4 protein-coding genes are annotated in these 5650 nt (G+C 68.7%); all 4 read left to right on the top strand.

Annotated elements, in window-relative coordinates; genetic code table 11:
• Positions 1–697 precede the first annotated feature (697 nt).
• Positions 698–919: a hypothetical protein gene (locus tag ONA70_RS34200; RefSeq protein WP_265010622.1), complete on the top strand. Its 222-nt coding sequence runs from the start codon at positions 698–700 to the stop codon at positions 917–919.
• Between the two features lie 630 nt (positions 920–1549).
• Complete coding sequence (locus ONA70_RS34195; RefSeq protein ID WP_319959592.1) at positions 1550–1936, top strand: transposase; 387 nt, start codon at positions 1550–1552, stop codon at positions 1934–1936.
• A 201-nt stretch (positions 1937–2137) separates the two neighbouring features.
• A complete protein-coding gene (locus ONA70_RS34190; protein WP_265010621.1) occupies positions 2138–4876 on the top strand; it encodes a bifunctional YncE family protein/alkaline phosphatase family protein in 2739 nt (912 codons plus the stop codon).
• 221 nt (positions 4877–5097) lie between these two features.
• Positions 5098–5650 (top strand): alcohol dehydrogenase catalytic domain-containing protein (locus tag ONA70_RS34185; RefSeq protein ID WP_265010620.1); only part of this gene is annotated, 553 nt, incomplete at its 3' end.

Here is a 5650-nt window from a genome sequence, read left to right as displayed (position 1 = left end):
CGTTTCCCGACTACACCCCGCGGGTCGCGGCCGCGGCCAGCCCGGGCACCCGCCGCACCTATGGCGCCTACTGGAACCGCATGTCCGCCGCGCTCGGCCATCTGCGGCTTGACGAGGTGGCCGCCAGCGACATCGAAGCCCTCATGCGCGAGGTAACCGCCAATGCCCGGTCTCGACGCACCGGTCGTCAGGGGCGCCACGCGGGGGAGCATGTCGTCGCGGCCGCCCGTGCCGTCTACCGCCGGGCCATCGCCGACAGCTACCTCACCGCCACGGGCAGCCCGGCTCACCGGGTGGCCAAGCCGCGCCGGCTGCCCAGTCCCCGCCGCGCCCTTACCCCTGGCGAGTTGCAGGACATCAACGTGGTCGCACGTACCAGCGGAAACGACGCCATCCTCGACGCGTTGCTGCTGCGGCTGCACACCGAAACCGCCTGCCGCCGCGGCGGCGCCTCGCCCTGCGCCTGGTCGACCTGGACATCCGACACGCCCTGGTCCGCCTCACCGAGAAGGGCGGCACCCTGCGCTGGCAACCCATCACCCCGACCCTTGCCGAACGCCTCCTCGAGCACGCCCAGGCCCGGGGCGCGGTCCTGCCCACCGACCGGCTGCTGCGCTACCGCAACGGCCGTCCGATCAGCAGCCGCCGCTATGACCACCTGTGGAGACGCATCGGCGAACGTCTGCCCTGGGTCGCCGTGCAGGGGATCTCCACCCACTGGCTGCGCCACACCACCCTCACCTGGGTGGAACGCCACTTCGGCTATGGAGTAGCCCGCGGCTACCCCGGCCACACCGACCGCCGCGGACCCGCCACCACCTACATCAAAGCCAACCTCCACGCCGTCGCCGCAGCCCTCGCCGCCATGACCGGCCAGCCCCACCCGCACGCCGCCTTCACGCCTACACCCGATACGTAGGCGACGGTCGTGCCGCAGTCAGTGCATGGGGCCGTTACCCCCGGGCCCTGCGCCCGCAGCTCCCGATCGGTAACACTGCGTACAGGTGCGCACCACTTCGGCGAACCACTCCGCATCCGGATCTGCCGTTGCGACACTATGTCGCACTTTGCGAGTGGACTCGCAGTTAGGAGGGCCGACGTGATGTCGGTGGTGTAGTCCCGGGCGCGTGCTCGCTGCCTGGCCCTGCCCTTGGCGTGCGCTGCTGGTAACGGTGGGGTGCGAAGCCCGAGGGGAAAGCCGAAGGGGTCCTCGTCCCATCGAGAGGATCACGGGTGAGGGGCAGACCGGACGGGTGAATCGCGTGAACCCTTGTTGATGCCTCGTAAAACGGAGCTCCGCGCGGTGGGATGTTGGTGGCGGGGTGCAGGGACGTAGCCGCTGGAATGCGGCAGGCGCTGGCTGGGCACGGCATCCGGTCAGGAGAGCACCGCTGGTCCCCGGGGTATAGAGGGCACCCACCCCGGTCGTAACTCGTGAGTGTGGAACGTGGAAACCCCGACGGGGTCCGCCCGCTGGTTTGTGGGGGCGGTAAGCCGACCGTGAGGAAGGCCCAGCTCCCCGGCGGGAACAGGATGACCCGAGAAGCGAATTCATCACCAACCTCGACGTGTCCACACCGCAGCAGGCTGCCAGGGTGGAGTACTGGTACCGGCACCATCGGAAGACAGAATCCGCGACGCCAAACACGGCGCCGCGCTGCGCCACCTGCCGTCGGGTAACCGCGAGGCCAACACCATCTGGATGTGGGGCGCGCTGCTGGCTGTCAACATGTCCGCATGGCTTCAGGCCCTCGGCGGATTCGACAACGCCGACGGCACCGGCCGCGCCCACCTGCACACACTGCGCCACCGACTGCTGCACACTCCCGCACGGCTGATACACCACGCCCGCACGCTGACCCTGCGGCCCGCGCCAGGTCATGGCGTCCTCGCCGAGGTCATCGCCCGGCTGCGACGCCTGCCCTTGCCGGCCTGACTACCGCCGCACCTACGGCCCGAACCAGCATGGAGACACCGCGAACCCGGCGCGCAGCACCCGGTCCGCGGCATACCCCCCTTCATCACGCGTGAATGCAAATGTTCGGATCATTCACTCTGCGTTGGTGTCCTACCGATTGGCTGTGGGATCGACGACTGATGTCAGTCGAATTCCCACTCACCATGAAGGAGTTCCATCATGCAGGTAACTCGCCTGCGAAGGCGTGCCGAGAAGGGCATGCTGCGCGGCCGGCGTGGTCGGCTCATTGCAGCGGCCGGTGTCTCCAGCGCACTCGTCTTCACCGGCACCGGTATCGGTTACGCGCAGACCACGATGTTCGGGCGCGACCAGGTGGGCCAGACTACCGCGAACGGCCTCGTCGCGCCGTCGGACCAGTACCTCGCTCCCATCGGTGAGCGGCTGGTCATCAACCCCGGCAAGATCATGTCGTCGTCAGTCAGCCCGGACGGCACGCACATGGCCGCGTCGGTGACCGACGGCGGCGTCGCCATGGTGATCGTCGACCTCAAGGAGTGGAAGGTTCAGCAGACCGTCGGCAACAACGCTGCGGCCAACCTCCGGATCCCGGGCAACGATGTGGGCCAGGAGGGCCCGACGTACTCGCCCGACGGCTCGTCGCTGTGGCTCGGCCAGGCTGACGGCTACACCAAGTTCACGGTCAACGCCGACGGCACGCTCGCCAACCCGGTCAAGGTCACGATCCCGGCCGTCGACGGCAAGCGCGCCCTCGTCGGCGAGGCTGTGTTCTCGGCCGACGGCAAGACCGTGTACGGCGCGGTGAACGGCCAGAACCGCGTCGTGGCGATCGACGCGGCGACCGGTGCGCTCACCCAGGGCTGGAACGTGGGCATCGCGCCGCGCGACATGCTGCTGCTCGGTGGCAAGCTCTACATCAGCAACGAGGGTGGCCGGCAGGCGCAGCCCGGCGAGTTCACCCTGAACTCCTACGGCACCCAGGTGCCGGCCGACCCGACGACGGCCGCGAGCACCACCGGTACGGTCAGCGTGATCGACGTCGCTGACGCGGCCGCCACGCCGAGCAGCATCGACGTGGGCCTGCACCCGACGGCGCTCTACGCGAAGAACGGCGCCCTGTTCGTCACCAACACGGTCAGCGACACCGTGTCTGTGATCGACACGGCTATCGACCAGGTGGTCCAGACCATCGCCACCCAGCCGTGGGCGGAGTCCCAGGTGGGCTACGCCCCGAACGCCGTGACGCTCACCGACGACGGCCACCTGCTGGTCACTCTCGGTCGCGCGAACGCGATCGCAGTGTACAAGTTCACCAACGCCCTGGAGCCGGTCAGCTACGTCGGCCTGCTCCCCGCTGACTTCTTCCCGGCCGAGATCACCACGGTCAACGGCGAGGTCGTCGTCTCGAACACCCGCGGCATCGGCGCCCGTCGGTCGAGCACCAACCGACACGGCACCCACGACACCACCTCGAGCCTGACGCACTTCACCCTCCCCAGCGACGAGGTGATCAAGGGCTCCACCGGGAAGGTCTTCACGCAGAACGGGTGGCACGGCAGCTCGGTCGCCAAGGCCGACGAGGTCGCCAAGCCGCACCCGGTGCCGGTCCCGGTAAAACTTGGTGACCCGTCGACGATCAAGTACGTGTTCCTGATCATCAAGGAGAACCGCACCTACGACGGAGTCTTCGGTGACATCGAAGAGGGCAACGGCGATCCGGCGTTCACGACGTACGGCGAGAACGTGACGCCGAACCAGCACGCGATGGCTCGTCAGTTCGCCCTGTACGACAACGCCTACGACATCGCCACCAACTCCGCCGAGGGACACAACTGGCTGATGCAGGCCGACGACCCGGAGTACACCGAGTCCTCGGCCGGTGAGTACGAGCGCAGCTACGGCACCTCCGACGACGCCCTCGGCCACACCCGTGCAGGCTTCCTCTGGACGGGCGCCCAGGCCGCCGGCAAGACCGTGCGCAACTTCGGTCAGTACACCTCGAGCATGCAGAGGCCCGCGAGTGCCAGCTGGCAGAACCTGTACTGCGACACGCTGAACATGCGGGCGACCGGCGCCGACAGCGCGTACAAGTTCGCGGTCGGGTCGGTGATCCCGTCGCTGCAGGCCACGGTGGTGCCGGAGTTCCCGGCGTACAACCTGACCATCCCCGACATCTACCGGGCCGAGATCTGGAAGCGGGACTTCGAGAAGAACGGTCCGGCGAACCTCAACATGATCCGCGTGGGCAACGACCACACCGGTGGTACAGCGAGCGGCCCGGCCCAGGTCGCGGACAACGACCTGGCCACCGGCCGGGTGGTCGAGGCCATCTCGCACAGCCCGTACTGGATGAAGTCGGCGATCTTCGTCATCGAGGACGACACACAGTCCGGCGCCGACCACGTCGACGGCCACCGCGGCCCGATCCAGGTCATCAGCCCCTGGGCCAACCACGGCATCGTGGACAGCCACTACTACACCCAGATCACGATGGTCCGCACCATCGAGCAGATCCTCGGGATCCAGCCGATGAACCAGAAGGACTCCGCGGCCTCGCCGATGCGCCAGGCCTTCTCGGGCACTGCTGACCCAACGCCGTTCACCGCGGTGCCCAACCGCACGTCGCTCACCGACGGTGTGAAGACGCTGCCCTCGTGCGGTGCCGACGTCCCGGCGCCGGCGAACCCGGCGGCGGCCCCGGTGCCGTCCACCGCGGTCCCCGCGGACAAGCAGGCGCTCGCGGCGCAATGGGACGACTGGAAGGCCAAGCAGCACCTGGCCGGACCGGAAGCCCAGGCCGACCGGACCAACCCCAGCCAGCTCAACCACTTCGACTGGTACGAGGCGCACGGCTGGAAGAAGCCCTACCCGGGTGAGGACAAGTTCTACGCTCCCGACGACGTTCCGGGCGCGTACATCCCCGCAGCCGAGGTCGATTGAGGCGGAACAAGCAGCACTGAGCAGCGCTAGGCAGCACTGAATGGCGGAAGCCCCCGACCGGAGCATCGGTCGGGGGCTTTCGGCCTCTCAAGGCAATCGGGCGGAGACGCATACGTCCCGTACGTCGACTGGTACAACCCGTCGGAGCTAGTCGTCTCGTCAGTCGCACTTCAACCTCGCGACCTTTCCACGACTTGTATAGACAAGTTAGGGTGTGGCGCATGGATCGCCAAGCGCGTTACGCCCGCTGGGACGGCGTGGGCAAGCCGTTCACCGTCTGCACGACCCCGGTCCCGAGTCTCCTGCGTCCTCGGGAGGTGCTGGTCGCCGTCGACCTGGCCACGGTCTGCGGCAGCGATCTGCACACGGTACGCGGGCGTCGTCCTTCGCCGGCCCCCAGCGTGCTGGGCCACGAGCAGGTGGGAACTGTGGTCGCGGTCGGGACCGACGCGCCAGTCGCACCCGGGCAGCGGGTGGTCTGGTCGGTCACCGCGTCGTGCGGGCGGTGCGCGCGTTGCCTGCGTGGATTGCCGCAGAAGTGTGTCGAGCTGCGCAAGTACGGTCACGAGCCGCTCGACGAGGCGCGCCCGCTGGTCGGCGGGTTCGCCACCCATTGCCTGCTCATGCCCGGGACGGAGATTGTTCCGGTGCCCGAAGAGGTGCCGGACCGGGTTGCGAGTCCGGCCGCCTGCGCCACTGCCACTGTCGCTGCGGTCGTCGCGGCGGGGGGGCGGGGCGGGGCGGGGCGGGGGGGGGGGGGGGGCGGGGGGGGGG

It is taken from the genome of Micromonospora yasonensis (assembly GCF_026013475.1).
Taxonomy (GTDB): domain Bacteria; phylum Actinomycetota; class Actinomycetes; order Mycobacteriales; family Micromonosporaceae; genus Micromonospora; species Micromonospora yasonensis.
Note: the sequence above shows the minus strand (reverse complement) of the source record. Positions and strands in the feature narration are given on the sequence as shown.